This window comes from Geobacillus sp. Manikaran-105 (genome assembly GCF_002809955.1).
GTDB classification, from domain to species: Bacteria; Bacillota; Bacilli; order Bacillales; family Anoxybacillaceae; genus Geobacillus; species Geobacillus thermophilus.
This window is the reverse complement of the sequence record NZ_PIJG01000034.1, coordinates 13,432-39,348: the sequence shown is the minus strand read 5'-3', so window position 1 is coordinate 39,348 and position 25,917 is coordinate 13,432. Positions and strand designations below refer to the sequence as shown.

At 50.0% G+C, this 25,917-nt stretch carries 25 protein-coding genes, 1 tRNA gene and 6 pseudogenes; 23 read left to right on the top strand and 9 right to left on the bottom strand.

Annotated elements, in window-relative coordinates; translation table 11 throughout:
• Positions 1-1,026, bottom strand: a pseudogene (locus tag CV945_RS11315) (ISL3 family transposase); the annotation flags it as partial.
• A 172-nt stretch (positions 1,027-1,198) separates the two neighbouring features.
• On the opposite strand from CV945_RS11315, the gene CV945_RS11310 reads away from it, so the two are divergent.
• The 4 genes from CV945_RS11310 to CV945_RS11295 all read left to right on the top strand — a co-directional run bounded on the left by CV945_RS11310 (position 1,199) and on the right by CV945_RS11295 (position 4,517).
• Positions 1,199-2,308, top strand: a complete 1,110-nt coding sequence (locus CV945_RS11310) for an RNA-guided endonuclease InsQ/TnpB family protein (protein ID WP_100659788.1) — start codon at positions 1,199-1,201, stop codon at positions 2,306-2,308.
• A gap of 151 nt (positions 2,309-2,459) precedes the next feature.
• Positions 2,460-3,176 (top strand): hypothetical protein, encoded by a 717-nt coding sequence (locus tag CV945_RS11305; RefSeq protein ID WP_100659787.1) that lies wholly within the window; start codon positions 2,460-2,462, stop codon positions 3,174-3,176.
• Between the two features lie 26 nt (positions 3,177-3,202).
• Positions 3,203-3,757 (top strand): hypothetical protein, encoded by a 555-nt coding sequence (locus CV945_RS11300; protein ID WP_100659786.1) that lies wholly within the window; start codon positions 3,203-3,205, stop codon positions 3,755-3,757.
• Positions 3,758-4,268: 511 nt separating this feature from the next.
• A complete protein-coding gene (locus tag CV945_RS11295) occupies positions 4,269-4,517 on the top strand; it encodes a DNA-binding protein (RefSeq protein WP_094239960.1) in 249 nt (82 codons plus the stop codon).
• Between the two features lie 30 nt (positions 4,518-4,547).
• Here CV945_RS11295 and CV945_RS11290 read toward each other — a convergent pair whose 3' ends face one another.
• The 3 genes from CV945_RS11290 to tnpA all read right to left on the bottom strand — a co-directional run bounded on the left by CV945_RS11290 (position 4,548) and on the right by tnpA (position 6,460).
• A complete protein-coding gene (locus tag CV945_RS11290; protein WP_066234212.1) occupies positions 4,548-4,763 on the bottom strand; it encodes a DUF3006 domain-containing protein in 216 nt (71 codons plus the stop codon).
• A 238-nt stretch (positions 4,764-5,001) separates the two neighbouring features.
• Positions 5,002-6,057 carry an RNA-guided endonuclease TnpB family protein gene (locus CV945_RS11280; protein ID WP_100659785.1) on the bottom strand — a complete coding sequence of 352 codons (1,056 nt, stop codon included), beginning with the start codon at positions 6,055-6,057 and terminating at the stop codon, positions 5,002-5,004.
• Between the two features lie 4 nt (positions 6,058-6,061).
• Complete coding sequence (tnpA, locus tag CV945_RS11275) at positions 6,062-6,460, bottom strand: IS200/IS605 family transposase (RefSeq protein WP_100659784.1); 399 nt, start codon at positions 6,458-6,460, stop codon at positions 6,062-6,064.
• A gap of 154 nt (positions 6,461-6,614) precedes the next feature.
• Here tnpA and CV945_RS17870 point away from each other — a divergent pair.
• Positions 6,615-6,752, top strand: a pseudogene (locus tag CV945_RS17870) (DUF6431 domain-containing protein); the annotation flags it as partial.
• Positions 6,753-6,810: 58 nt separating this feature from the next.
• Here the strand turns inward: CV945_RS17870 and CV945_RS11270 are convergent.
• Complete coding sequence (locus CV945_RS11270; RefSeq protein WP_060788195.1) at positions 6,811-7,473, bottom strand: hypothetical protein; 663 nt, start codon at positions 7,471-7,473, stop codon at positions 6,811-6,813.
• 1,192 nt (positions 7,474-8,665) lie between these two features.
• Between CV945_RS11270 and CV945_RS11260 the strand changes: the two genes are divergently transcribed.
• The gene (locus tag CV945_RS11260) at positions 8,666-11,446 is read left to right on the top strand and encodes a tetratricopeptide repeat protein (protein ID WP_100659783.1); all 2,781 of its coding nucleotides are present in this window, start codon (positions 8,666-8,668) and stop codon (positions 11,444-11,446) included.
• Between the two features lie 220 nt (positions 11,447-11,666).
• Here the strand turns inward: CV945_RS11260 and CV945_RS11255 are convergent, their stop codons facing one another.
• On the bottom strand, positions 11,667-12,908 hold the full coding sequence (locus tag CV945_RS11255; protein WP_033009718.1) for an aminopeptidase: 1,242 nt from the start codon (positions 12,906-12,908) through the stop codon (positions 11,667-11,669).
• A gap of 180 nt (positions 12,909-13,088) precedes the next feature.
• Between CV945_RS11255 and CV945_RS11250 the strand changes: the two are divergent.
• The 9 genes and pseudogenes from CV945_RS11250 to CV945_RS17285 all read left to right on the top strand — a co-directional run.
• Positions 13,089-13,586 (top strand): annotated as a pseudogene (locus CV945_RS11250) (sodium:solute symporter family transporter); the annotation flags it as partial.
• A 112-nt stretch (positions 13,587-13,698) separates the two neighbouring features.
• Positions 13,699-14,214 carry a DoxX family protein gene (locus tag CV945_RS11245; protein WP_100659782.1) on the top strand — a complete coding sequence of 172 codons (516 nt, stop codon included), beginning with the start codon at positions 13,699-13,701 and terminating at the stop codon, positions 14,212-14,214.
• A gap of 253 nt (positions 14,215-14,467) precedes the next feature.
• Positions 14,468-14,827, top strand: coding sequence for an AMP-binding enzyme (locus CV945_RS17085; protein WP_047818571.1), 360 nt, complete (start codon positions 14,468-14,470; stop codon positions 14,825-14,827).
• Positions 14,828-14,886: 59 nt separating this feature from the next.
• Positions 14,887-16,434: an acyl-CoA carboxylase subunit beta gene (locus tag CV945_RS11235; RefSeq protein ID WP_100659781.1), complete on the top strand. Its 1,548-nt coding sequence runs from the start codon at positions 14,887-14,889 to the stop codon at positions 16,432-16,434.
• Positions 16,435-16,766: 332 nt separating this feature from the next.
• Positions 16,767-17,051: an autorepressor SdpR family transcription factor gene (locus tag CV945_RS11230; protein ID WP_044743727.1), complete on the top strand. Its 285-nt coding sequence runs from the start codon at positions 16,767-16,769 to the stop codon at positions 17,049-17,051.
• Positions 17,038-17,685 (top strand): SdpI family protein, encoded by a 648-nt coding sequence (locus tag CV945_RS11225; protein ID WP_100659780.1) that lies wholly within the window; start codon positions 17,038-17,040, stop codon positions 17,683-17,685. The genes CV945_RS11230 and CV945_RS11225 overlap by 14 nt, the downstream gene beginning before the upstream one ends.
• Before the next feature lie 24 nt (positions 17,686-17,709).
• Positions 17,710-18,492, top strand: coding sequence for a YhfC family intramembrane metalloprotease (locus CV945_RS11220; protein WP_100659779.1), 783 nt, complete (start codon positions 17,710-17,712; stop codon positions 18,490-18,492).
• Positions 18,489-18,857: a VOC family protein gene (locus tag CV945_RS11215; protein WP_100659778.1), complete on the top strand. Its 369-nt coding sequence runs from the start codon at positions 18,489-18,491 to the stop codon at positions 18,855-18,857. The genes CV945_RS11220 and CV945_RS11215 overlap by 4 nt, the downstream gene beginning before the upstream one ends.
• 92 nt (positions 18,858-18,949) lie before the next feature.
• Positions 18,950-19,087 (top strand): hypothetical protein, encoded by a 138-nt coding sequence (locus tag CV945_RS17285; RefSeq protein ID WP_015375224.1) that lies wholly within the window; start codon positions 18,950-18,952, stop codon positions 19,085-19,087.
• A gap of 47 nt (positions 19,088-19,134) precedes the next feature.
• Here the strand turns inward: CV945_RS17285 and CV945_RS11210 are convergent, their stop codons facing one another.
• The gene (locus tag CV945_RS11210; protein ID WP_011231614.1) at positions 19,135-19,317 is read right to left on the bottom strand and encodes a small acid-soluble spore protein H; all 183 of its coding nucleotides are present in this window, start codon (positions 19,315-19,317) and stop codon (positions 19,135-19,137) included.
• 206 nt (positions 19,318-19,523) lie between these two features.
• Between CV945_RS11210 and CV945_RS11205 the strand changes: the two are divergent.
• Positions 19,524-20,015, top strand: a pseudogene (locus CV945_RS11205) (aminotransferase class I/II-fold pyridoxal phosphate-dependent enzyme); the annotation flags it as partial.
• Positions 20,016-20,238: 223 nt separating this feature from the next.
• Here CV945_RS11205 and CV945_RS11200 read toward each other — a convergent pair.
• Both CV945_RS11200 and CV945_RS11190 read right to left on the bottom strand, forming a co-directional pair.
• Positions 20,239-20,312, bottom strand: a tRNA-Pro gene (locus tag CV945_RS11200).
• Between the two features lie 367 nt (positions 20,313-20,679).
• The gene (locus CV945_RS11190) at positions 20,680-21,141 is read right to left on the bottom strand and encodes a Uma2 family endonuclease (protein WP_049624783.1); all 462 of its coding nucleotides are present in this window, start codon (positions 21,139-21,141) and stop codon (positions 20,680-20,682) included.
• A gap of 135 nt (positions 21,142-21,276) precedes the next feature.
• Here CV945_RS11190 and CV945_RS11185 point away from each other — a divergent pair, with 135 nt between their 5' ends.
• The 7 genes and pseudogenes from CV945_RS11185 (at position 21,277) to CV945_RS11155 (ending at position 25,859) form a co-directional block, all read left to right on the top strand.
• Positions 21,277-21,852 carry a Uma2 family endonuclease gene (locus CV945_RS11185; RefSeq protein WP_100659777.1) on the top strand — a complete coding sequence of 192 codons (576 nt, stop codon included), beginning with the start codon at positions 21,277-21,279 and terminating at the stop codon, positions 21,850-21,852.
• Positions 21,853-21,988: 136 nt separating this feature from the next.
• A complete protein-coding gene (glsA, locus tag CV945_RS11180) occupies positions 21,989-22,915 on the top strand; it encodes a glutaminase A (protein ID WP_100659776.1) in 927 nt (308 codons plus the stop codon).
• Between the two features lie 13 nt (positions 22,916-22,928).
• Positions 22,929-23,333 carry a hypothetical protein gene (locus tag CV945_RS11175; RefSeq protein ID WP_033017209.1) on the top strand — a complete coding sequence of 135 codons (405 nt, stop codon included), beginning with the start codon at positions 22,929-22,931 and terminating at the stop codon, positions 23,331-23,333.
• 34 nt (positions 23,334-23,367) lie between these two features.
• A pseudogene (locus CV945_RS11170) lies at positions 23,368-23,499 on the top strand (sugar ABC transporter permease); the annotation flags it as partial.
• Between the two features lie 25 nt (positions 23,500-23,524).
• Positions 23,525-23,725, top strand: a pseudogene (locus CV945_RS11165) (carbohydrate ABC transporter permease); the annotation flags it as partial.
• Between the two features lie 248 nt (positions 23,726-23,973).
• Positions 23,974-24,429, top strand: a complete 456-nt coding sequence (locus tag CV945_RS11160) for a MaoC/PaaZ C-terminal domain-containing protein (RefSeq protein WP_094238840.1) — start codon at positions 23,974-23,976, stop codon at positions 24,427-24,429.
• Between the two features lie 134 nt (positions 24,430-24,563).
• Positions 24,564-25,859: an MFS transporter gene (locus CV945_RS11155; RefSeq protein ID WP_100659775.1), complete on the top strand. Its 1,296-nt coding sequence runs from the start codon at positions 24,564-24,566 to the stop codon at positions 25,857-25,859.
• Positions 25,860-25,917 lie beyond the last annotated feature (58 nt).

Below are 25,917 nucleotides of genomic sequence, written 5' to 3'. Positions count from 1 at the left end.
TTCGTCTGTTCGTTTGACGAGTGATTTTGCGATGGCGCGAACAGCAGAACAAGGACAAAACAAATACCGATGAACCCAGGCGTTCAAACGACGTTTCGCTTGTCGCTCGCTTTGGCTTTTGGATACATAACGAAAATGTTGAAGGGATTGATAGACAGCCTGCAAGGAATCGCTCTCTTTCTGCCACTCCCGCACCGTTTGGCGCTCCTCCTCGGTGAGTTTCTCGGGACACTGGGTCAATAAGCGGCAAACATACCGAACATGCCCGTGTTTCTTGTTCCCTTTTCCGAAGGATTGGCGGCATCGATCCAACGCTTCCGTAAACAATTGAATCACATGAAAATAATCGACCACATGCTTCGCTTCCGGACACACCCCTTGAATGGCTTTTTTCATCGCTGGAGCCAAATCACTCACGACATACTGAACAGAACCAGACACAGGAGCCAACACACGTCCAATGGCTTCCTCGTTCTTTCCTGCTTCAACGGCATACACTTCTCCCGTTTCGGCATCCATGACTGCCACTCCGTAATCATGTCCTTTTCGAAACGCAAACTCATCGACACAAACTGCCTTTGGTTGGATGTCATTCGATAGGAAGGAAGGGGCATGGGTATAAAACCAGCGTTCAACGGTCGTGTACGGAAGCTTGAGCATACGAGCCACCGCCTGAATGGATGTTCCGATGCAAGATTGCGCCACCCATTGCTGAAACGCATCCGTCGCTGCACTTCGAGGGGAAATTCCGGGATAAGACGTGCTGAATGTCATGCCACATGTACAACAACGTCTACGCTCCACAGGGAGTTCCACCCAAAAGATGCCGATCCGTTGAGCATACCCATGCATCCATTATTGCTTCTTTTTTCCTATCATTTTGATCGTGCGTTTCAAGCAAACAGGACATAACGGGCATTGTTCGGGAAGAGAAAGTTCGAAAATCCAACGTTCTTCTTCTTTTCGCACCTTTTGAATCAAAACATCTGGTAAATCGATGAGTTCTTTGATAAACTGAGCGTACATGCGAATTTTCCTCCAATGGTTTGGTTTGGACACCTTTACCATACAGGAAAATTCGCATTTTTTGTATCCTCTATTTTCCCTATGCATACCTATCTTAAAATCTCAAGTACAACTTGTGGTGAAGAGCCAAAAAATATATCGAAAATCAAGGTATGAAGTGAGGTGATTGGATATGGCAAACAAGGCATACAAGTTTCGTTTGTACCCAACAAAAGAACAAGAACAACTGCTCGCCAAAACCTTCGGTTGTGTCCGTTTCGTGTATAACAAAATGCTTGAAGAGCGCATACAAATGTTTGAAAAGTTCAAGGACGATCAAGAATCCTTGAAACAGCAAACATGTCCGACCCCTGCCAAGTACAAAAAGGAGTTTCCTTGGCTAAAAGAAGTGGACAGCCTTGCGCTGGCAAACGCCCAATTGAATTTGCAGAAAGCATTTCAACACTTCTTTTCTGGCCGCGCTGGATTTCCCAAGTTCAAAAACCGCAAGGCGAAACAGTCGTACACCACAAATATGGTAAATGGCAACATCAAGCTTTCAGATGGCTATATCAAGCTGCCCAAACTGAAATGGATCAAGCTCAAGCAACATCGGGAGATCTCTGCCCACCATATCATCAAGTCTTGTACGATCACGAAAACCAAAACAGGAAAATACTATATTTCTATTCTCACAGAGTACGAACATCAACCTGCCCCAAAAGAAGTACAAACGGTTGTTGGGCTTGATTTTTCCATGAGTACGTTGTATGTCGATAGCGAGGGTAAGAGAGCCAATTATCCTCGATTCTATCGCAAAGCATTGGAAACATTAGCGAAAGAACAGCGTAAATTGTCTCGTAAAAAGAAAGGCTCGAATCGTTGGCACAAACAGCGTCTGAAAGTAGCGAAGCTGCATGAGAAAATTGCCAACCAGCGCAAGGACTTTCTGCATAAGGAGTCGCACAAATTAGCGAAACGGTATGATTGCGTGGTCATCGAAGACCTCAACATGAAAGGGATGTCACAAGCCCTCCATTTCGGTCAAGGCGTTCATGACAACGGCTGGGGCATGTTCACCACTTTCCTTCAGTACAAGCTGGCCGAACAGGGGAAGAAGCTGATCAAAATCGACAAATGGTTCCCCTCGTCCAAAACGTGTTCGTGTTGCGGTCGAGTCAAGGAGTCTCTATCGCTTTCTGAACGGACATTCCGTTGTGAATGTGGATTCGAGAGCGACAGGGACGTCAATGCGGCCATCAATATCAAACATGAGGGCATGAAACGATTGGCGATCGTCTAATTTGTCCTCGAACCGTGGGGCACACGGGGATCGCTCGGTCAACTTCCCATCATGAGATGGGATTACCCGAGAAGCCCCCACCTCTAAGCGAAGCGTAGGTGGTGGGAGTATGTCACAATAGAAGCAAATACCATTTTGGGAGGATTTGTAAATGAGGTTTTTTTCGTTAATGGTGGGAATGGCGTTGCTTGTTGCATTATCGGGATGCACTGAATCTATGGATAAACAATCAAAAGAACCGAATACGAGCGGACCGAAAACGGAACAGGTGGTTAAGCAAGAGAATGAAACACAAATCCCGAAGCAAGCCCAGCGATCAGATACGGATCAATTGAAAAAAGGCTTTGACGGAACTCCTTTTGGGACACAGAAAGAATACATCGAGCAAAAAGTGAATTGGAAGCCGGGTGTGAAAGAGAGTATTCAAAAGTTTGTCCGGGATCACCATAAATTTTACGAGGATACACTCACCTATGGGAGGATCGATAACGTCAATTGGGAGCAACAAAAGAAGCACGCCGACACCTTGATTAGGGAAGCAAAGGAGATTCTTCCTGAGATCAAAGAACAAGTCAAAACCATGGAAGAAAACAAGTTATTGACCGACTTATCTATCGATGACGATCCAAGAGAATTGAAATTGGATTTTGAAAGTCTTGTTGCTGTTCTTGAAATTGCAACAAGTAAAAAAGACAAAACTGGTTTGGTGTATGCCCATCGAATTTTGCACGATTTGGACGTTGAGCTGAATGGGACAAAAACACATAAATTCGGGATGAGTTCATACGATCACGGTGGAGAAAATCGTCCGAAGCTATGGGATTATATCGAAAAAAATGGTAGAAAGAGCCCAGCAATATCCGAATAAACGAAAGAGATAAGAGGTGATAAGAAGTGAACTGTGTTGCTATCAACATGTCTAATCAAGCACTGCCGGTCTATCATCCTGCCTATATAGGTGAAAAGCGGATTGGTATTATTTATCCACACGAACTATATGGGTTGAATTATTTAGCTGGTGGTGACTACGTGGCGTTTTTTATCGTGTTCCGCGATTCGAGCGGATATGTAAGAAGCGGGGTTTTACTTGAACCGCCTGAAAGCGCAAGAGAAAACGCCTACCGTTCCAAATATAGCTATGGGACCATAACGAGAAACGGCAAAACATATTATACATTCAAAATGACGCGAACAGAAAACCTCTATAGTGTATCAGGACGGAAAATAGGCTCTGTGGCGGCCAGGCAATATGTAGCGACTATAGCCGATCCGAGTTCCGGCGACTCAAATCCTCATTGGTTGCAAGTGTATTATGCTCGCAGTACTAGCGGATATTGGGATTCTCTAGCCGCAGACGGAGCTGACTATGGGTTTGTGAATGTTGGTCTCGAGGATGGTTCTATGTACAATACAATTTCGTGCGACGGATTGTGGTCAAAGTATTTTTAGAACACCGATCCCCGCCAAATGGCGGGGATACAAAAAAATAACTGAAATAGAAAAATTTTTATTTTATCTATTGTAATATTTAAATAGATATGTTATAATACAATCAGAAAGGAGGTGAACGACAGGGAGATGATGAGGTGGCTGGACATCATCGAGAAACTTTGCAGTATCGCCGGTTTCGTCCTAGCGACTATCGCCTTCCTAGAAGGACGAAACCAAAAGAAAAAGCGACGCTCCAAAAAGAAACGTCGCAAATGACCGAAACGGAAGCCCGACCTTCGGGAAGGGCTTCTGTATAAAAAATATTATCATCTCCCGAAATGTATGTCAAAAGTAGCTTGGATTGCAAATATCTTATTGGCGTTTGTTGCCGTACGTTTTTTCGTGATCACTGACTTTAGGCATCTTAGCGTATTGGACATCGTGTTATTGATCGTTATTGTTGTATGGGGGATTGCAGGTATTACTTATGTTATCTCGTATTTTCGCGACAGATGAGGGGGAAGTGAACGTGTCATATCACTTTGCATCACGAAAAGAACTCGAGGACTTCATTAAAAGTGAAGTCCTCGGAGTTGCTGAAACACTAGAGATTTTAAACGTGACATATCAACGTCTTAGCAAATTGATCGAGTCGGGAAGGATTGTTCCAATCAAGAGCTTTCAAAAAGATAAATTGTTTTTCCGAGATGATGTTGAAACACTTGCGAAAGAATTAAAGGAATTGCGGAAAAAATATCGACCGTATGATGCAGAATAATGCAAAAGCCCTTCTCATGTGAGAAGGGCTTTAATCCTCAAACACTTCATTCATCAATTCTTCAATCTCTTTTCGAAGTTTTTCTGTTTCTTTTTTATCAATCGTCACCTCAATAATAACAACATCCCCTACGTCAATTTCTTTTGGAAAAATAGTCTTCGGAAGGTCAAGAGTTTTTTTATCAATCTCAACTACTGCAATATCGCCTTCAAAACGATCGACAATTCCTTTGACTTTTCTTTTCATTTATCGTCTCTCCGTTTTCACCGAAAGTGTTGAACCATTACTTGTGAACACAATCGTTCCTTTTTGATCAGTTCTATAGACATTGACACTCCACACGGCTAAAGCCGTGGGATTCTTGGGTCGTTAGCGTCCTCATCCATTTCTGGTTTGGACAACGCCCAAGTTCAGGGCTGTGTCATCAGCCCATCCCATGCGGTTAGAGTGTACCCACATGGGCGGCGCACCTGTGACCAGTGCGCTAGGATGCTAACCCAGAAATCGCCTTTGCGATATTGATTGCTCCATTTAGGTCTGCATGGATGGCGTATCCGCATTTTTTGCACTTAAAGTGGATACCGTTTCGGTTTGCTCTGTCTCTATAACCGCATTTACAAGTTTGACTAGTATAATTTGGTTTAACCAATTCAAAGCGTATACCTGCCATTTCTGCTTTATACTTAATCATTTGCTGGAGTTGGTAGAAAGCCCATGAATGCAGGTTTCTGCCAGCTTCTTTTTTCGATTTTGCCCTATTTCGAATATCCGTCAAATCTTCCATTCGAATGATACCAACACCGTTGGTCAATGCGAAATCTACGATTTGACGACTGATTTTGTGGTTCATCTCCTTCATCCAGCGAGATTCTTTTTTTCCTATTTTGCGAATCGCATCTAACTTCTTGGCTTTGCCTAGTTTTCGCCGTAGAGCCGCATATCGTCTGCGTATGAAGGCGCATTGATTTCCTTTGAAGAACAAGGATTTAGTTCCGACACTAGCAACAGCGATATATCTTAGCCCTAAGTCCACTCCCATCACTTTTGTTTCTTTCCGTTGTTTGGCTTCAAAAGTGATGGGGATGGCTAAGTACCATTTCTTTTTCTTTTTATAGAGTGTTGCCGTTCCTTGTTTGGCTGTCCCGTCCATGATTCGGTCGAGCCATTTTTGTTGGTATTCACGAGTGACGATTGGAACGCCAACACGCTTTTCCAGCGTAGGAAACGACACGATATAGAATTCGCCTGATTTTTCTATTTTTAAATTTTGGTTATTGAAAGAACACCACATCTTGCGAAACTTTTGGGCTTTTTGATGTTTCTTCTTCGCTTTTACATCTTGGATGGTTTGATTCACGATGGCAGAAGGAAACCTTTCATCCGAAAAATCCTTGAATATCTTACTGGTTGCTTTCCTCCATTCGGGATGATGAAGCAGCCAATTGGCAAATTCCGTGTTCATTCGTGTCATTCTCTCGTACATTTCCTGTTTGACTTTCGTTGGTTTGTGCAGTTCTAGCTTTAGTGTGACCGTTGGCATCGACTCACCCCCTTTTCTTTTGAGATTCCACATAGTGTTTGATTGTTTCACTTGATACATTTCCTGCTGTACTAACGAAGAAAGAGTGTGTCCAAAGACTTGGTAAATGAGACAAGTGCTTAAATTCTTGTCTTAATCGCCTAGAAGTCACTCCTTTCACTCTTGCCATAATATCTGATGGAGAATCAGAAGGGAGGCAATTCAAGAACAAATGACAATGATCAGGCATCACTTCCATAGCAAGGATGATCCAATCATTCTCCTGGCAAATTTCTTCTACTAATTGCTTGAATCGCTCTTCCACTCTGCCCACTAACACTTTTCTTCGATAACGTGGACAGAAAACAAAATGATAGTTAATTAAAGATACAGTTGTTTTCGTTCTTCGATATTCTTGTTCCATATTGTAAATTATCACTTTATTTCGGAACAAAAGAGCCATTTTTTTGCACATTCCTTCAGAAAGCCCTCTCCCCTTTTCTGAAAGAATGTGCTAAATTTTTTGTGAATTATTTCGGAAGAGAAAATCCATCGGTTCATAGGAGGGGGAGGAGGACGTGATTCAATTTCATGACTTTGGCATTGACGTCCAAACGTATGCAGAGCGTAGAAAAGAAAACGACTTCCCTCTTCTGAAAAAGTGTCTGCATTGCCGGGCCAAGCGCCAATTCGAGAGGGGCTTTTTTAATTTAAATGTGACTCATTTTCCTTAACTGCACTGATATAACGAACCTCGACTCTTATTGTATTCTGTCATTTTCCCATTTCCTTCAATGCTTTATCCATCTGTCTTTCATTCGATTTTACGGCAGAACTATTCACAGTATCCACACCGCGATATGTATATTTTAAGTTTTGATGATAGTCAAAAGCAAAATCTTTTACAGCACCTTCACTGTTTCGTTCAACAATATAAGATTTAAAAATATTAGTTAACATGCGTTCATGATTATCCAATTCACTTAAATAATTTCCGGATTTGTAATCATTGATTATGTCATTCTTGAATTTTTCAATCTCATCCTTATTGAATTTTGTTTTATATTCCATCATTAATTTTTCAACTGCATAATATTTATCTGCCGGTTTATCATCATTTTCGGCAATTTCTTTAATTTTCGATTTCCAATCTACATCTTCTTTATTGGTTTGCTCTTCAGCTTCCTCTTGTGCTTTAGTATTTTCTTCGGCTGGTTTCGATGATTCTTTTTGGATTTCCTCTTTAGGTGTTTCTGCGGATTCTGTGTTTTTCTGTTCCTCAGTCGGCGGCATAGCTATTAATGCGATAATAAAAAGAACCAATGAAACAATTGTAATTACCCCACCGTAATATTTTTTCTTTTTAATTTTACCTACGATAAACAGTACAACACCAACAATTATCCCGACAAATCCCAGTGCGACAAGAAATTCCACTGTTTTATCATCCCCTTTGATAATTTTTTTAATAATATTATCATAGTTGGTGTTTATCTGCCATTACAGAGAAAATACAGTTAAAAGAGTGATATGTCATTTGGTACTTAAAATGAGGAAATGCGGATAAAATTCAATGGATTAAACTAAAATGGTCTGCACATGTTGGCAGTGCAGATGAGTTTGACGGAGAAACGAAAGAATACGAAGTTGAATTGAAATTGAAGTAATGAAGCCTACTCACTTTGAGTAGGCTCCTTTTTTATCCATATCTCCTCAAGCGGTCTCTTCAGTTCTGTACAGATCGCATAGGCCAGATGGAACGAAATGTTGGAAAGAGAAAAGGCGGATCGCTCCGCCTTTTTGCATGGGTTTACGCACTGGAGATTATTTTGCACAAATTTTGCACGACAATGAAACTGAAAGTCTATAAACTTTGAAAAATCAAGGGTTGGAGGGCGGTGGTTTTACTCCCACCATCGGCATCCTTGGAATTCGATAGCCCACGGCCAAAAGTCGTGGAAGCCTTGATACGACCGCGTTTGCGGTCGTTTTTCATGTGCGCCCGGCATGGGACGCCACTTACATAAGAAAAGAACGCGCAAAAGGGCGCTGGAACGAAGTTCCCTGATCGCTAAGTCTATGTGCGAGAGGGGAATTTTTTATTTGGCTAGGGAGCAGATAGCAAGGGATATGGGAGTGTTCTATTGATGATGTTCCGGTAGCTCAGTAGGATCGAGCAACGAGCAAAGGCTTCTGTGAAACAGCTGCGAGTTGCCCCGACGCATCAAGCTTCCTTGAGTAGGCTTGTAGAGGAAGGGACAGCGAGGATATTGGAGTTTCCTAATGGATTGTGTCCCAGTAGTTAAAACGGTTACGTGCTTTTTTATTTTCCCTCGTCTTTTTATTGGCATTGTTCGCTCTTCTTGTCACCGTGCCAGCTTGTTAGGTGATAAAGTAAAGACGGGACATGGAGGTCGGAAATTCTTTATTACAACCTATATAGCATTTGTAGACGTAAAAGAACAAAGTGGTTCGTGGGCGTAACCACCATTGAAAGTTCCTTTGGTTGGCCTCATCGCCTATTGGGTCGAATTTTGTCTCGCAAATGAAAACAAATTGAAACGTTCATGGCGGCGAAAGTTTGTTAAAATGTATAGGATAGAAATAAAATTCGAAAACGTGCCATACAATGAACATGCATGGCAAATATACGAGTCAGGTGATCGACATGGGGTTTGAACAGCAACTTGTTCATAAAACATTTTATGAGACGCTTGTCGAGACGGGGGAACGCGACGTTGTCCGCGCGCTTGGCGAGATGTTTTTCGCGGCGCATCGGGATGGCGCGGATTTGTCGTCGATTCGCTTTGCCCAAGGGGAAGTGTATTTCCACTGCCACGACTATGAAGCGGCCATTTTTAAATGGGAACAAGTCCAGCGCGATGATTTGCGCCCGTGGGCGCAAAAAAACATCGCCGACAGCTGCTATGAGCTTGGCCGTCTCGAGCTGGCCGAGGAGCTGTACCGTTCGATTGAGACGGACAGCGAAACGTTGCAGGCAGAAATCATGTTGCGTCTGTTTTCGCTCTACCGTGAGCTGGGGGAAAATGCGAAAGCGGATGATATGATTAAGCGCGGGGTGTCGCGGTATCCGGATTATCCGAATATGACCGAATGGGCGCGCGCCTTTTTCGAGGAGCAAGGTGATTGGGAAAGCGCCGTTGAGCTTGCGTTAGGAGAGACGTTGCGGACATCGGCGCGCCGTTGGGTCGACATCTTGATCGGTTATGTGGAACAAGGGCATGCGAGAGTGATGGCGCCTGAGCGGTTTTCACGCTGCCTGGCGCTGCTGTATGAAACGGATCGGGTGAAATTTGAGCGGCTCGTGCAGGCGCTATGGAACGGGTATCGAGATGGCGACCTTTATTTTTCGTGGCTGGCGGAGTGGAATCGTCTCTATGAGGAATTAGAGATCCGCCGCGACTATGACTGGAAGAGAATCCCTGTTCTTTTAGCGGATGCGTATGCGGGATTGATGAAAGGTCCGTACCGATTAAAAGAGTTGGTGGAAGTGGCGCCGCCGCTTGTGAAAAGCTGGATGAGTTTAGCCGACGGTCCGGAGGCAGCGGCAGCGGCGGCTGCCTTGTTGGCGTGGAGCGAGAAATTTCCTGAGGCGTTTCAAGAAGAGACGATCAACGACGCCGCTAAGCGGCTCGTTCATGCGAAACGGCCCGTTCGGGAGACGGGTGTGTCGCTGTTTGACGAAATAGCCGATTGGGCGGAAGAACAGCGGGCGGGTTCGCACTTCCGCTTCCGCTGGGTCGTGCGGCAGTTGTCCGATTCGCGGACGCATTGCGTTTTGGTCGCTGGAGCGTCGCGCCATGAACGGTTGGCGTTTTTGCGGACGTTGGTCGGCGAGGCGGCGTTGGCGGCGCCATCTGCGCCAGTGCTGGCATGGAGAAACGGCGGGGAGCTGGAAGTGGCGAAAATCAGCGATGATCAGTTTACCGTTTTCTCGAGCATTGATGAATTTCAACAGGCGGCGGGAGGACGCGCCAACCGATTTCCTGATGATGTTGTCATTGAATGTGCGGCTCCGTTCTCACTCGTGCCGCAAGGGATTGTCTTGTTGGATATCGGCCCGCTCGGCGGGCGCGCTTCATCCGACCATGAAGCGCTTGTGTCGTTTTCGCTTGCTGACAGCATTCTTTTTCTTCTGAACGGCGAGGATCCGTTTTCTAGCGCCGATGAACAGTTGATGCTGCAGCTTCGCGAGCGGGCGCCGCATGTGCCGATGTACGTGCTGCTTCCTCCGGGCGACGGGATGGTGGATGAAGAGGAGACGGCGCGAATGGTGGAGGAAGTGGAAGCGCACGTTCGTACGATCGTTCCGGAAGCCCGTGTCATCGTCTATTCCCCGCATGCGCCAAGCCGCAAGCAGCAGCAAGCCCTCATCGGCTTGCTGGAGGAGATGCGCCGATGCGTGTCTTCTGTCCGCCGCGAGGAAGCGATTTTAACGACGACCGGCCGGTTCATCGCTCATTTGTTCCGGCAGCGGGCCGAGGCGGAAAGTCGATTGGCGGAGCTGGTCGTATGGAAAAAAGAAATGGCGGCCAAACTGAGCGGCGCCATTCATCAGCTTGGCGACCTGCAAGAGGAGAAAACGGCCAAAGCGGCCAAGTCGTTCCACACCGTCTTGGCGGACATGCGGGGTGAGCTGACAAAGGCGATTCCCGATCTGTTGCGCAACATGGCGGAGCTGGTGGGCGAAAACAGCGATTTTTCCCGCTTGCCTCTTGAGCTGAACGACAAAGCGAATGAACGGCTTCGCGCTTATCTCAACGAAGAGGTGTTGCCAAAGCTGCGAGTTGCTATGGAACAGTGGATTGCAGCGGCGGAGGACGAATTCAATGAATGCCAGGTGTTTTTGCATGAAATGAGCGAAGGGTTTAACGCCATGTTTGGCGAAGAGCGGCTTATGCTCGAATGCGATTTTCGCATTGTGGCTGACTGGCGGCGTGACATCAGCCGGTTGACGAGCGGGGCGCAAATCGAGAAGCTGAACATTTTCCTCCGCCGGACGCCGGGTCAGCTGCTGTTGAAAGGAGCGGGCAAACTGCTCGGCGCCTTCGCGCAAAATAAGGCGATGCTGGCGCAAAAATATAAGCAGCTGATCGAAACGCAAGATTACATCGATGTGGCCGAAACGGCCGCTCGGCAGCTGCTGTTGCCGTTTGAATGGTTTGCGAAGTCGATTGAGCGCGACGTCACCCAGTTTTTCCAAGCGCCAGCGACGATGCTGCGGGAAACGCTAGAGCGGCTGGAGCTTGAAATTGCCGCCCAAGAAGGGGAATTGAAGCAGATGCGCACGAATCCCGAAGCGTATCGCGACCCGCTTGTCCTCTTTGGCATCCGTTTGCGGCAATGCGAACAGCTGGCGCAGGCGGCTGCGGCGACGATTCACGTGTAACCATCGGCTGATTGCCGGTGTTGGGCGGGCTCAAACGGACTTTTCACCGCAGGGCCTGCGCATGTGATCCGTTTGACGAAAAAAGAACGAAAACTGCGCCAAAACGGCCATCCCCCGGTCGACGCGAGGGAAATATGGAAAAAGGCTGTTGACAAAAGGGGCTCGCCCCGCTTTTGGCAACAGCCTTGTTTTCTTGCCCGAGCAACTGTGGAATGGAGGGTTATTGCAGCTCAAACGCCCAGTTGCCGCTGCGGAAAATCGGCTCGCGCTTCCCGTCTTTCGTCACGCCGTCAATGTTCAGATCAGCTGAGCCGATCATAAAGTCGACGTGGACGAGGCTGTCGTTGACGCCGCGGCGGTCAAGCTCCTCTTTGGAAAGAGAGGCGCCGTTTTCGATATTGGTCGGATACGCCTTGCCGAGCGCCAAATGGCAAGCGGCGTTTTCATCAAACAGCGTGTTGTAAAAAATGAGATTGGACAGCGACACCGGCGATTGGTGCGGCACGAGGGCGACTTCCCCGAGGCGGCGCGCGCCGTCATCGGTGTCAAGCAAGTGCTTAAGCGTCTCATATCCTTGTTCGGCGCTGAAGTCGACGACTTGACCGTCTTTGAACGTGAGCGTAAACCGATCGATCACGTTGCCGTTGTAATTGAGCGGCTTCGTGTTGCGCACTGTGCCGTTGACGCCGTCTTTATGCGGCATGGTAAACACTTCTTCGGTCGGAATGTTCGGATTGAAGCGCACGCCGCTTTGACTCGTCGCCGCGCCGCCGTGCCAGACGTGCCCGTCGACGAGCTCGACTGTGAGATTGGTGCCTGGCGCTTCATAAACGAGTTGTTTGTATTGCTTGTTGTTTAAGTAATCGACGATGCGGGCGAGCCGGTCGTTATGTTCGCGCCAGGCAGCGATCGGATCGTCATGATCGATGCGGGTGATGCGGAAAATCGCTTCCCATAATTTGTCGATGGCTTCTTCATCGCGCAGATCGCCAAATACTTTTTGCGCCCACGCCGGTGTGGGGACGGAAATGAGCGACCAGCAGTTCCGGTCGGCCATAATGGCGCTCCGATAGTTGGCGAGCGCTTGCGCCGCTGTTTTATTGGCGGTCGCGATCCGCTTTGGATCGACGTCTTTTAACAAGTCCGGATTCGGGGCGTAAATGGATAAAAAGGCAGCGCCTTGTTCGGCGAGTTCTTCCATCGCTCTTGCCCGCCACATCGGATATTCGGAAAACGCTTCCTCTGGGGCGTGGTGAAATTTAATGTATGTAAGCGCCTCGTCGTTCCACTCGACATACACATGCTTTGCCCCGGTTTCGTACGCCGTTTTGGCGATTTTGCGGACGAGCGGCGCCGCCTCGAGCGGGGCGTTGACGAACAGCGTCTGCCCGGGCTGAATGTTCACCCCGACTTTCACCGCCAGTTCGGCGTATTTGTCCAATTCCTTCTCCCAACGGTTCATCTTCCTCACTCCTTTTTTGGACTGACTCATCTCCACTTTATTATAATTCCCGCCGCCTCGCAACTTAGGGAGCTTTACATGTGGACGCTGTCCGGACGAGAGCGAAACGTTCCGATGTAGGACGCGCCTCATGTTGGAATAACAGGATGGGTTGACACATAACGCTGTTGCCGCACATGGATGGCGCTCGATTTATTGCCGCCGTGGCTCGCGGGAGTGCTTTTGTCGGGCATTTTGGCCGCCATCGTGACAACGGCCGATTCACAGCTGCTGGTGATCACGAGCGCCATCAGCGAAGACATTGCGCGCCGTTCTTTGCGCCTTCGCCTGTCGGAAAAACAGCTTGTCGCGCTTTCTCGGGCGGTGGTGGTCGTTGCCGGGCTGCTTGGCTTGGTGTTGGCGATGACATCCGAGTCGCTTGTGTATTTTATTGTCAGCTGGGCATGGGCAGGGATCGGCTGCACGTTGTCGCCGGCGATTTTGCTCTCTTTCTTCTGGAAGCGGTATTCCGGCATCGGCGTCATCGCAACGATTGTGGCCGGTTTTGTCAGCACGGTCATTTGGATTTCCTCTCCGCTTGAGGCCATCGTTAGCTCGCGGTTTGCGACATTTGCCATTGCGCTGGCGGCCGGGGTGCTGTTCAGCTTGTTGTTTCCTGATCGTCAGCGGACGAGGTAGCCTGCCAAGCGGCTGATACGGGTGCCTCCTCCGTCAGGGCAGGGGGAGGCATCGCTGTCATGGCTGTTCGCTCTCCAAAAACTGACGCACGATCTGAAAGGGGAGGAACAAAATGGTTGTCAAATGGCTGCGCGAACACGTCACAGCGTCGTGGTTGATGATGGTGTTCCTGTTGTATTTAGGGTATGAGTGGGTAATGGCGGGATGGGGGAAAATCACGCAAGGGTTTGACGCCACCGGATTTTTAAAAGGAGCGTTGGCGAAAGCCGCTGGGGAACATCCGGCCGTGCAAAGCTGGTGGGCGGCGTTTATCGAACACGTGGCGTTGCCGAATGTCGGATTGTTCAACGTTCTTGTGCCATGGGGTGAATTTCTCGTCGGGATCGCGCTTATTCTCGGATTGTTTACGACGTTTGCCGCCCTCATGGGAGCTGTGATGAACTTCGCCTTCATGTTCTCAGGCACGACGAGCACGAACCCGCAAATGGTGCTTCTTACCGTCTTTCTCCTCGTCGCCGGGGCCAATGCGGGACGATACGGCTTGGATCATTGGGTGCTGCCATATCTCCGCCACTGGTGGAGGGATAAAACGCATCGTCCACACCGACCGGCGGCAGCGCATCAATGACCGCCATCAAGCCGCGTGCGCTGCTTCAGGCTTCCTCCTTTTCCGAACGGCCGCTCCTTCTCCAATGTGGAAGGGGGCGGCCGTTTGCTGCGTCGAAGAAAATGGTTGGCTGTTCGAGAAAGGAAATTGACGAATGACGGCGAAATGATATGCATATGGATGAAGCAGGAGATGTGAACAAGTGTTTGAAAGCGTTTTCTGCAAGGTAACATACTAACCATTCAGTATTTTTTTATAAGGGATGGTGAAACGAATGAATGAAACACGCCCATACTGGCCGAGCGGGCTGCCGAAGGAACTCCGCTATGAGCTCGGCGAACAGCCGCTCTATGGCTATTTGCGCCATCGCGGCGAACGCGAGGAAAACGAGCCGGCGTACATTTTCTATAACAAGGTGATCACGTGGGGAACCTTGCTCGATCACGTTCACCGTTTTGCCCGCTATTTGCGGGAAAAAGGGGTGGGGAAAGGAAAGGTGGCGCCGTCTGAGTTGATCGAATGGGCGAAAGCGCATATGGCGGCGTTCAAATATCCGCGCTATATCGAGTTCATCGATGAACTGCCGGCGACGCCGTCAGGCAAAGTATTGCGAAAGCTGCTTCCGAGGGAATAACATCGCGGCGGGGTTTTGGCGCGGGCCGCCCCGCCTTTTTCTGGAAAAGGGGGATCACGATGGAGAATTTGCGGCAATTAACAGACGAACTGATGGCGAAAAAGGCGCGCGCTGCGCTGGGCGGCGGCGAGGAGAAAATCGCCAAGCAGCACGAGAAAGGGCTGCTGACGGCTAGAGAGCGGATCGACCTGCTTGTCGATGCCGAAACGTTTATCGAGTTCGGACAGCTGAACACATCCGACCAGCCCGGCTTGGAAGAAACGACGTACGGAGACGGGCTTGTCGCCGGCATCGGCAAAGTGAATGGCCGCTCGGCGGTCATCATCGCCGGGGATAAAACGGTGCTCGCGGGAACGGAGGGGAGCGTTCATTTGCGCAAGTCGCGGCAAATGCATGCGTTGGCTGTCAGAAACGGCTTGCCGATGTTTTTTCTCCATGAAGGCGGCGGGTTGCGCATGCCGGATGGGATGGGCTCGGACGGGATCAGCGACAAATTGTTTCCTCGCGAGCTGCTCACCCACCACCGGCAAGTGCCGACGATGGCGGCAATTTTGGGGGACAGCTACGGCGGGCCGACATGGACGGCGGTCAGCTGCGACTTTGTCACGCAGCTGAAGGGGACGTGCATGGCGATCGCTGGACCGCGCATGCTTGAGTTGGCCAACGGGCAGCGCGTCGCGCCGGAAGAGCTCGGCGGCGTCGACATCCACCATCAATACACCGGACAGATTGACGCCGATGGCAAGACAGAGGCAGAATGCATTGGGCAACTAAAAAGGTTTTTTTCGTACATGCCGCAAAACGCGAACGAGCGGCCGCCGCTGCGGAAGACGGACGATGATCCATACCGGATGGTGGAGGAAGTGTTTTCGATTTTGCCGGACAGACGAAGCCGCGTCTATGATATGCGGCGAATCATCGCCTGTCTTGTCGATGACGGCGATTATTTTGAGTATCAGAAATCATTCGGCAAAGCGCTGATCACCGCTTTGGCGCATCTAAACGGCCATGTCGTCGGCATCATCGCCAATCAGCCGAGCCAATATGCGGGGGCGCCCGGGCCGCAGGAATGTCAAAAGGCGACGGAATTCATTTGCTTGTGCGACTCATACCATATTCCGCTCATCTTTTTGCATGACACACCGGGGTTTCGCATCAGTGTCGAGGCGGAAAAAGCGAAAATGGCGACGAAAATCATGGTGTGGAATCAGGCGCTGGCGCTATCCACTGTCCCGAAAATCTCCGTTGTCATCCGCAAAAGCATCGGCGCGGCGTACGGCAATATGTGCGGGCCGGGGATGGGAGCGGATGTTGTTGTCGCTTGGCCGAGCGCGGAAATCAATTTCACCGGTCCGGAAGTCGGCGTCAACGTCGTATACGGCCGCGAACTTGAACGCGCCGACCACCCGCACGAGCGGCGTCAGGAGCTGCTCAAGCAATGGTCGTTTGACAGCTCGCCGTATGGAGCGGCGCGCAAACATTTGATCGATGACGTCATCCATCCAGCAAAGACGCGGAAATTCCTTTGCCAGACACTTGAATATTTGCTGACATCGAAGCGCGAAAAAAGCGAGCGGCTGCTCGCCGCTTGGCCGACGGGGGTTTAATGGAAGTTAATGGGGAATCCCCCTCCGCCAGTGGCGGAGGGGGTGGCGCTGGGCTGTTTCTCTTTCATCGAGGGGCAGCGGTCGGATGCCGCATGTGAGAGGTGAAAAGTCGAAAAATACATTGACAATCCAATGGAAATGGAATATTCTTTAATTAGAAAGATGTCTAAATATCGAATGTTTTTGTCCGTATTTAGATAATTTCCTAAATGTCTAACTATAGACCGGCATGAAAAGTCGGTTGCATGCGCCGCACGCGAAGCTGTGATAAACGAAAGATGCCCCTTTAGCGGTTTATCCAACGAAAACTCGTTTGCAAGGTGGGATCGCTATTGTCATTCAACGAAGCGTTTAAAGCGATCGCCGATCCGACGCGGCGGAAAATTTTATCCTTGTTGCGGAATGGGGAGTTGACGGCAGGGGAGATCGCTTCGCATTTCGATATGCAGAAGCCGAGCGTCTCGCATCATTTGAAAATTCTCAAGCAGGCTGATTTGGTGCAAGACAGGCGTGAGGGACAGCATATCTACTACTCTCTGAACACGACGGTGTTTCAAGATTTGCTTCGCTGGTTTTACGATTTTGTCGAAAAGGGGGAGAGACATGGTGAACGTTAGCCGGCTGACGATCGTGTTGACGGTTCTCGCTTATTTCTTGAGTTTGGCCGCCCTTCCGTATTTGCCGGATCAAGTGGCGATCCATTGGAATGCATCAGGGGAAGCTGACGGCTTCAGCAGCAAATGGTTTGGCGCGTTGTTGCTGCCCGTTCTCATGACGGTGTTCACGTTTTTGATGGCGGTCTTGCCGAAGCTCGACCCGAAAAGAGAAAATTACGCCCGATTTCAAACAAGCTATCGTATGGTCAACGCGGCGCTTGCCTGCTTTTTCTTGCTTTTGCATATTGTAACGTTGGCGTACAATCTCGGAGTTCCGGTCGATATTGGACAGCTTGTGCCAGTTGGTGTTGGAGCGCTGTTGATTGTGCTTGGAAATTATATGCCGAAAATCAAACACAATTATTTCATTGGCATCCGCACACCGTGGACATTAGCGAGTGAGACGGTTTGGCATAAAACGCACCGTCTTGGCGGCAAAGTGTTTATCGCGATGGGGATTTTGTCGATGCTCACCGCGTTTTGGCGCGGAGAGATGAGGGCTGTTTTGTTTGTCGTCATCATCGTTGTCGGCAATTTGTATCTCATCGTTCGATCGTTTCTTTATGAGCAGCAAGAACAGCGCAACCGTTCATAAATAAGCGGCAGGGGGGAGAGGGACGTGGGAATGATCGGTGCGGCGGTGCAGCTTGCCATTTCACTGCTTGTTCCTGTTGGTCTCGCATGGTACGGAAGAAAAAAAGGATGGCTTTCATGGAAAGCGCTCGGCGTCGGGGCAGTTGTGTTTCTCGTTTTCTCACAAGTATTGGAAAAAGCGCTTCACATCGCTGTCCTTGAACCGGGGCGTCCGGCGTTAAAAGGAACAGACAGCGTTTGGCTCTTTGTCCTGTACGCGGCGCTTGCCGCTGGCGTGTTTGAAGAACTTGGCCGCTATGTCGGGTTTCGATGGCTGTTAAAACAAAAACGCGCATATGGCGATGGGCTGTCATTCGGCCTTGGCCATGGCGGGGCGGAAGCGGTGTTGCTCGGGGTGTTGGGCGCCGTCAACGTCATGGTGCTTTCCATCCTCATCCAGTCCGGAGCGTTCGACAAAACGATCGCCCCGTCGCTTCCGGCAGAGCAGGCGGAGCTGATCAAGGAACAAGTGCTGCACACGCCGTTGGCGATGTACGTGTTAGGGGGTCTGGAGCGGCTGTTTGCCTTGGCGGTGCACACGGCGCTGTCGCTCCTCGTTTTGCTTGGCGTGCGCCAGCGGCAGTTCCGTTATGTCCTGTACGCGATTTTGCTTCACGCGGCGATGGACATCTTGCCGGCGCTTTACCAAGTGAAAGTGGTCACGAACGTTTGGGCGGTCGAAGCGGTGCTGCTTGTTTGGGCGATCGCCGCTGTTTCGTTCATTCGCCGCATGAAACCGGCATTCGAACAGGGAGGAGAGAAACGATGATTCGTGTAAAACGGCTTGACCATGTGCAAATTTGCATTCCGTTTGGCGCCGAAGACGAAGCGCGCGCCTTTTACACCGGTGTGCTTGGTTTTCAAGAAATCGAAAAGCCGGAATCGCTGAAAGGAAACGGTGGACTTTGGTACAAAGTCGGCGATATCGAGCTCCATATCGGGACGGAACAACGCGACGGCTACAACAGCAAAAGCCACCCGGCGTTTGAAGTGGAAGATGTGGAAGCGGCGCGCCGTTATTTGGAAGAGCACGGCGTCGCGACGCAAGACGAAAAACCGATCCCAGGGGTGAAGCGGTTTTCGTTTCGCGATCCGTTCCGCAACCGGATCGAGCTGTTGGAAAAAATAAGGTAAAATAGTGTTTGAGGCGAGAATGCTCTCTTTCCCCTTCGCTATCGTAAACCCGTCTCATTCGGGGCATGCTAGGGATGAAGGAGGGGAGGGCGATGAAACGGAAACCGGACAACCAACGCGCCGGGCATCCGGCCCGCGCCGCCGACACTCGGACGGCAGGCCGGACAGCGATGAAGGAGCAAACGGTGCAAGAGGCCTACAAAGAGCGGGAAGAGCTGACGGCCGACTAAAATCAAAAAGCGGGAGAAAGGACGCGTCCTTTCTCTCGCTTTTTTCGTTACGAATGCTCCTCTAAGCTTGCGACCGGCACGCTTTGTTTTTGATTCGGGTTGTCAAGCGGGTGAATCGTGGCTACGCCTTTTTGTTGGTCGACATGCTCAATGTAAATGCGCTGGCCGTTGTACGTGACGTTTGCCATCACCGGCGACGACGCGATTTCTTGCGCCCGACGGACATCCATCTGAAACACCTCCTTATTTGCCGATAACACGCATAGTATGACAGGTGTGCGATTGAACTATGCATGTGGCTGAGATCGGAAAGAATAATTTCCAAAACAATGTGCTAAATAATCAATCAACAAAACCGACCATCTTTTCCTAGCCGATTCGCATGTTTTAATGTAAACTATTTTTTATAAATAGTTTACACATAAGGGGGATGGGGATGAAAACCGAACTAACCGCCCAACTGCTCGAATGGGAACAAAAAGCGCAAAAGCGCCAGCTGCGCCGGGCAGAGGCGTCAGGCGCTTCGGTCATGTTGGACGGAAAGCCGATGTTGAATTTAGCGTCCAATAATTATTTAGGGTTAGCGGATGATAGGCGGCTGATTGAGGCGGGCTGTGAGGCGATGCGAACCTACGGGGCTGGAGCGGGCGCATCGCGGCTCATCGTTGGGAATCACCCGCTCTATGAGCGGGCGGAAGCCGCATTGAAACAATGGAAAAAGGCAGAAGCGGCGCTTATTTTCAACAGCGGCTACACGGCCAACATCGGCGTGTTGACAGCGTTAATTGGCCGAGATGATCTTGTCTTTAGCGATAAGTTGAACCATGCGAGCTTGATTGATGGCATCCGCTTGAGCAAAGCCGCTTGTTTCCGCTATCGTCATAACGACATGAATCAGCTGGAGTCATTGTTGAAGCAATCTCCGCCCGCGACGCCATCCGGCCGCCGACCGTCCCTGAGGGAACGGCGCGCATTCGCTTTTCCGTCACCGCGGCGATGACGGAAGAAGACATTGATATGGCGGTTGACCGTATCGCTTGGGCAGGAAGGCAGATTGGATTGATTTCATAGGGAAAAACGGCGTCACGAGGAGGAAACGCGTGAGAGAACAAAAAAACCAGCCGGACGTTTTTTCGGCTGGTTTCCTTCGATCGGGATGACAGGATTTGAACCTGCGACCCCACGCACCCCATGCGTGTGCTCTACCAAGCTGAGCTACATCCCGAAATGGATGGTGAGACATTTTCGATTATACAAGAAAAGCAGGACAAAATCAATGGCGAATTTTGCGTTGAGTTGGAAAAGGATGCCGTTGAAAGACTATCGGCATCCTTGTTGCTGACAAGTCTGTTTTTTTCTGTTTTCATGCTCCTTTGAACGTATCTTCCTCTGTCTGTCCGCCCCTGCTTTTGCGACAGAGAATTCGCCATTGATTATACGACAAAGCATGCAAGATATCCCGCTAAAGAACTCGTGATTGGAAACGAGTTGTTCAGCAGAGACTCTTTTTAAGTTGAGGAACTTTGCAAAATCGACTCGACTTCCGCCACAAAAACTGCCGATAGGCCGAAAAGAATGGTTTTCCCCGTCTTCTACACGCCTTGGAAAACGAGCGCGGTGTCAATCGTTCCGATCACAGAATCGAACGTTTCTCCGCAGGCGATGATCGTCTCGGCGTATCGATCATGTTCGAGTGTGCACTGACGGATCGTTTTGTTGTATGGGTCAACGATCCAGTATTCTTCCACTCCGTAGGCGCAGTACAAATCTTTTTTCAGCGTCACATCGATTTTGTAGGTTGACGGGCTGACAACTTCGATGACAATGAGCGGCCGCCCCTTATAGCCGCCGATGATTTTTTCAGGCCGTTCGCAATAGACAGCGACATCCGGCTGGATAAACTCGTTCATCACGTTTCCGTTCTTTTCGAGTTTCACGGACAAGTTTGAAATCGGTTGACATGGGCTTTTTCCTTTGATCATGGAAACAAGATTGTCGCAAACGATTTGATGTTCCCATGACGGGGACGGGGACATGTTGATGGCTTCTTGCATGCTCCTCACCTCTTTTTCATTATACTTGAAACCGGTCTCCCTTGCCTACAACGGGTTGTGGAGAAAAAGAAAACGCTAGGTTGCCAGGCGGTATTCAAGTATACTAAAAAGAAAAGAGGAAAGGAGGCCGTTTTCATGCCAGCGCCGGAAAAAGGGCAGCCGTTCACTTATGCGCAATATATGTTGCTCGACGAAGATGTACGCTATGAGGTCATTGACGGCCAAGTCTTCAACATGTCCCGCGCTCCGACGCCGAAACATCAGGCGGTGCAACGTGAATTGTTGGTGGAATTTGCGGCATATTTGCGGGGGAAAGAATGCACCGTATTTGGCGCTCCAATCGACGTTTGTTTGGCGGAGAGAGATGATCCGGAACAAATTCGCGAATGGGTTGAGCCGGATCTTGTCGTTGTCTGCGACAAAAGCAAAATTCGCGAAAAACGAATTGTCGGCGTGCCGGATCTTGTTGTGGAGATTATTTCAAAATCGACGGTGCGCAAGGACAAAATTGTCAAATTTCATCGTTATGAGCGGGCAGGGGTGAAAGAATATTGGATTGTCGATCCGGTGAATGAGACGATTGATGTCTATGTGCTCGAAGAAGGGAGATTCCGCCATCAAGGGATGTATGTCCGCGATGATACGATTCCCGTTCGCCTGTTTCCTGAACTGGCGATCGAATTAAAAAACGTATTTGCCGAAGAAGAATAAGAAAAACGGCTACTGTTCAAACCGCATGCTCCCCTTGTTTGTTTGCTGGGACGGATCCATTTCGCGGGGGAAGAGGTGATTGTTTGCCATATTTGGGCATAGAAACGGAAAAAACAGGCGATACTAACGATCGGTGATGCCTGTGTACAACGAAGAAGAACTGGCCCGGTTTGTCGAAGAAGCGAAGCTGTACGCCCGCTACGGCAAAGTGGCCGATTACATTCCCGCTTTAGGCAAAGCGAATCCGAATGAACTGTCCGTCGCCGTCTACACCCCGGACGGCAAAGTGGCAAGCGCCGGGGACGTGACGGTGAAAGTGACGCTGCAAAGCATTTCCAAAATTCTTGCCCTGGCCCTTGTGTTGATGGATCACGGAGAAGATGAAGTGTTCCATAAAGTCGGCATGGAGCCGACGGATTATCCGTTTCATTCCATTGCCAAATTAGAGGAAAAGCCTGCCAAGCCGCTGAATCCGATGATTAATGCCGGCGCGCTTGTCGTCACGTCGATGATTCAAGGCGGCTCGGTGTCCGAACGGCTAGAACGGCTGTTGGCGTTTGTTCGCCGATTGGCGGGCAACGAACAGATCGCGTATTCGGAGGAAGTGGCCCGCTCCGAATTTGAAACCGCGTTTTTGAACCGTTCGCTTTGCTATTTTCTCAAGCAGCATCGTATCATTGACGAAGATGTCGAAGAGCTGATGGATTTGTACACGAAGCAGTGCGCCATTGAAATGACGTGCATCGACCTGGCGCGCATCGGCTTGGTGTTCGCGCTTGACGGGCGCGACCCGCATTCGGGCGAGCCGATCATGCCGCTTGATGTCGCCCGCATTTGCAAAACGTTTATGGTCACGTGCGGCATGTACAACGCATCCGGCGAATTTGCGATTAAAATCGGCATCCCGGCGAAAAGCGGCGTTTCAGGCGGCATTCTCGCCGCCGTCCCGGGCCGGTGCGGCATCGGTATTTTCGGCCCGGCTCTCGATGATAAAGGGAACAGCGTGACCGGGGTGAAACTGCTCGAGCGGCTGTCAAAAACGTATTCATTAAGCATTTTCTAAGGAGGAAATCACGATGAAAACATTTACGGTCCAGTTTCACCGCGAAGACGACGTCGAAGCGATGAACGTCGGCAAGTTGAGCCAAGAGGATTTTGACAAGGCGACCGAAGGCGGGACGCGGCATTTGTTTGACCTTGACACCAATATCGGCTATTTCGTCTTTTTCGACGCTGAGGACAACGAAGGCAACGTATCGTATTTAATGCTTCAATACGAAGAAGACAGCGAAGACCCGAGCGCGTGCTACAGCTTTGAGCTGAAAGACTTTTACGAATTTATGGCGCTCTACTTAAACGACCTTGAATTCGCCGACGAAGAAGAAATGACGGAAGACGGCGAAGAGGAATACGGACCGATCCACCACCTGGCGCATTTGCTTTACCATATCGTCGAGGAAGGGAAGACGGTGGAGGTGTGAGGGGGATCCCGGGCGAAACAGCCCGGGATTCTTTTTGATCCCGTGGGCCATTCCGACCGCCGTATCGGCGCTGATGTGGAAATTTTTATACGATGGACAAAACGGCATTGTCGCCCATTATTTTGAAACGATCGGTTTGGTCGACCGGATGGGGGATTTATTGACGATATATGTTTATGAAAAAGTTTGATTTAATTGCCTTAACGATCAACACAGCGGAAACATACAAAACCGTTCCGGTCGGCATTGCCATGTTCCAAGGCCAGTATACGATCCCGTGGGGCGAAATTTCTGCAGCCACCGTGGTGGTGACGATCCCGCTTGTGATCATGGTGCTGTTGTTTCAGCGCCGCATCGTTTCCGGGCTCACGTCCGGTTCGGTAAAAGAATAAGGAAGAACAAAGGGTGCCGGCCGGCATCCTTTTGTTTTTGGAAACATGAAGCACGGAGGGGCAGTTCTATCCGCTCCACTCCGTTCATATGTTAATGACAGACGGGCTAACGGGGAGGGATGCGTAAAGAAGAAAGAGTATGCAATTAATATTCTGAATATTTGTAAAAATAAAAAGCAGCAGCCGCGGGAAGGGGGTGGAATTCGTTTTTCTTCTGTCATTTGGACCAATCAAGAGGAGGGGAAGGCGTGCGATTTGACCGTCCGTTTGAACAGTATGCGCTTGGCGAGCGCCACCGTTCGCGCGGACGAACGATCACCGAAGCGGATATTGTGCGGTTTGCCGGCGTTTCCGGCGATTTTTACCCGCTGCACATGGATCAGGAATACGCCAAGCGGACGCCATTTGGCGAGCGCATCGCCCATGGGATGTTGACGCTGTCGGCGGCGACAGGGCTGTGGATGATGGAACCGGGAGTGGTTCTGGCGTTTTATGGCATCGATTCACTCCGTTTCGTTCGTCCCGTCAAGATCGGCGATACGATTTACGTGGAATCGGAAGTGAAGCGGTTGACGGAACGGGGCGAGGAAGCCGGGCTCGTCACGGTGCATCAGCGGATCGTCAACCAGCGGGAAGAGACGGTCGTCGATGCCGTTGTGCATGTGCTTGTGGCGCGGGAAGGAAATGTCTCTGCAAGAGCTTAGCGGCAAATGGGAGGTTTCGAGAATCAGTTGTAAGCGGTTTCGAAGAAGAATAAAAATGATTCTTGAAAAAAATGGGCCTTATTGATCGATTTTTTCCTGCTGTCAGATCAAATGAACGGGAAGGAGTGTTGCCGATGGCGATGTCAACGATGGATGCGGCCGAATTGAAACGCCAAAAAAAGCGGGCCGCTATATCGAGTGTGGTCGGCACGACGATTGAATGGTACGATTTCTTCCTTTACGGGACGATGGCCGCGCTTGTGTTTCCGCAGCTCTTTTTCCCGCAAAGCGACCCGTACGTAGCACTTATGCAGTCGTTTACAACGTTCGCCTTAGGATTTGTTGCCCGGCCGGTCGGGGCGGCTATTTTCGGACATTTCGGCGATAAAATCGGCCGGAAGGCGACGTTGGTCGCCACGCTGCTGTTGATGGGATTGGCGACGGCGTTGATCGGCCTGATGCCGACCTATGAGCAAATCGGCCTGTGGGCGCCGGTGCTGGTGACCGCGCTGCGTCTCATTCAAGGCATTGGCGTCGGCGGGGAATGGGGCGGCGCTATTTTGATTGCGATGGAGTGGGAAGAAGGGAAACGGCGCGGGTTTATGGCCTCGCTGCCACAAATGGGCGTGCCGTTCGGGCTGTTGTCCTCTTCCCTTGTGACGACGCTGATGCTTGCGGCTGGCGGCGACAGCTTTTATGCGTGGGGATGGCGCGTTCCTTTTCTCATAAGCTTCCTTCTCATCGCCATCGGGCTGTACATCCGGCTGAAAGTGCTCGAATCGCCGCTGTTCCAAGAAGCGATGAAAAAACAAGAGACGAGCAAGATGCCGGTCGGCGAGGTGCTGGTCAAGCATCCGCGGGAAATCATTTGGTCGGCGCTCGCACGGGTGATCGAAAACGGATCGTTTTATATTTTTGTTACGTTTATCGTCAGCTATGGGACGACCTTTTTGAACATGGAAAAAAGCATTTTCGTCAATGCGACGATTATCGCTGCCATCATCAATGCACTTGCCATTGTGTATTCCGGCCATTTATCCGACCGATGGGGGCGGCGGCGCGTCTACATGACAGGAGTCATTTTGCTTATGCTTTGGGCGTTTCCGTACTATTGGCTCGTCAACACAAAAAGCGTAGGTCTGATCATGTTGGCGACGATCATCGCCATGGTGTTCCACGGCATGCTGTATGGCCCGCAGGCGGCCATGATCGCGGAAAACTTCCCGACGCGCTTGCGCTACAGCGGCGCTTCGCTCGGCTACCAGTTGGCATCGATCATCGCCGGCGGCCCAGCGCCGCTCGTGAGCACATGGCTTTTGCACAAATACGGCAGCGCCACGGCCATCTCCTTCTATATCGTCGTCATGGGCTTGATTTCACTCGCTGGGGTGAAAATGCTTCAAGACCGCGCGCGTCAGGCGATTGATTAGATTAATCGGACTGAACTCCATTATGGGCGCCTTTGCGTTCGGGCAAAGGCGCCTCTTT

Coding starts and splice junctions, on each gene's coding strand:
- CV945_RS11310 (WP_100659788.1), top strand. CDS start 1,199: ATGGCAAACAAGGCATACAAGTTTCGTTTGTACCCAACAAAAGAACAA.
- CV945_RS11305 (WP_100659787.1), top strand. CDS start 2,460: ATGAGGTTTTTTTCGTTAATGGTGGGAATGGCGTTGCTTGTTGCATTA.
- CV945_RS11290 (WP_066234212.1), bottom strand. CDS start 4,763: ATGAAAAGAAAAGTCAAAGGAATTGTCGATCGTTTTGAAGGCGATATT.
- CV945_RS11280 (WP_100659785.1), bottom strand. CDS start 6,057: ATGCCAACGGTCACACTAAAGCTAGAACTGCACAAACCAACGAAAGTC.
- tnpA (WP_100659784.1), bottom strand. CDS start 6,460: ATGGAACAAGAATATCGAAGAACGAAAACAACTGTATCTTTAATTAAC.
- CV945_RS11260 (WP_100659783.1), top strand. CDS start 8,666: ATGAACATGCATGGCAAATATACGAGTCAGGTGATCGACATGGGGTTT.
- CV945_RS11255 (WP_033009718.1), bottom strand. CDS start 12,908: ATGAACCGTTGGGAGAAGGAATTGGACAAATACGCCGAACTGGCGGTG.
- CV945_RS11245 (WP_100659782.1), top strand. CDS start 13,699: ATGGTTGTCAAATGGCTGCGCGAACACGTCACAGCGTCGTGGTTGATG.
- CV945_RS17085 (WP_047818571.1), top strand. CDS start 14,468: ATGAATGAAACACGCCCATACTGGCCGAGCGGGCTGCCGAAGGAACTC.
- CV945_RS11235 (WP_100659781.1), top strand. CDS start 14,887: ATGGAGAATTTGCGGCAATTAACAGACGAACTGATGGCGAAAAAGGCG.
- CV945_RS11225 (WP_100659780.1), top strand. CDS start 17,038: ATGGTGAACGTTAGCCGGCTGACGATCGTGTTGACGGTTCTCGCTTAT.
- CV945_RS11215 (WP_100659778.1), top strand. CDS start 18,489: ATGATTCGTGTAAAACGGCTTGACCATGTGCAAATTTGCATTCCGTTT.
- CV945_RS17285 (WP_015375224.1), top strand. CDS start 18,950: ATGAAACGGAAACCGGACAACCAACGCGCCGGGCATCCGGCCCGCGCC.
- CV945_RS11210 (WP_011231614.1), bottom strand. CDS start 19,317: ATGGATGTCCGTCGGGCGCAAGAAATCGCGTCGTCGCCGGTGATGGCA.
- CV945_RS11190 (WP_049624783.1), bottom strand. CDS start 21,141: ATGCAAGAAGCCATCAACATGTCCCCGTCCCCGTCATGGGAACATCAA.
- CV945_RS11185 (WP_100659777.1), top strand. CDS start 21,277: ATGCCAGCGCCGGAAAAAGGGCAGCCGTTCACTTATGCGCAATATATG.
- glsA (WP_100659776.1), top strand. CDS start 21,989: ATGCCTGTGTACAACGAAGAAGAACTGGCCCGGTTTGTCGAAGAAGCG.
- CV945_RS11175 (WP_033017209.1), top strand. CDS start 22,929: ATGAAAACATTTACGGTCCAGTTTCACCGCGAAGACGACGTCGAAGCG.
- CV945_RS11155 (WP_100659775.1), top strand. CDS start 24,564: ATGGCGATGTCAACGATGGATGCGGCCGAATTGAAACGCCAAAAAAAG.